At 42.0% G+C, this 348-nt stretch carries 1 tRNA gene and 1 rRNA gene; both read right to left on the bottom strand.

What is annotated here, in order from left to right:
* Nucleotides 1–139: ribosomal RNA gene (locus PTSHG_RS00080) — 23S ribosomal RNA — on the bottom strand; the annotation flags it as partial.
* A 133-nt stretch (nt 140–272) separates the two neighbouring features.
* Nucleotides 273–348: transfer RNA gene (locus PTSHG_RS00075), tRNA-Ala, on the bottom strand.

Genomic DNA, 348 nt, shown 5'->3' with positions numbered 1-348 from the left:
TCTTCGAGGTGGGTTTCCCCATTCGGATATCTACGGGTCTTTGGATATTTGCTCCTTACCGTAGCTTTTCGCAGCTTGTCACGTCCTTCTTCGCCTCTTGGTGCCTAGGCATTCTCCTAGTGCTCTTTTTAACTTGACCTTTGTTAATAAACATTTCTGTTTATTTCCAGTTTATTGTTTTGTTTAAGAAATTTTGATTAGTTTTTAAGTTGTTATGGTTCTCTTCTTTTTTCAAAGAAGTTTTCAACCTTCACGCTAATTGCATGTCGGTATGGTGGAGATAAGGAGATTCGAACTCCTGACCTCCTGCTTGCAAGGCAGGCGCTCTCCCAACTGAGCTATACCCCC

The organism is Peptoniphilus senegalensis JC140, assembly GCF_000321025.1.
Classification (GTDB): domain Bacteria; phylum Bacillota; class Clostridia; order Tissierellales; family Peptoniphilaceae; genus Peptoniphilus_A; species Peptoniphilus_A senegalensis.
The sequence above is the reverse complement of the archived record's forward strand: the minus strand, read 5'-3'. Positions and strand labels throughout refer to the sequence as shown.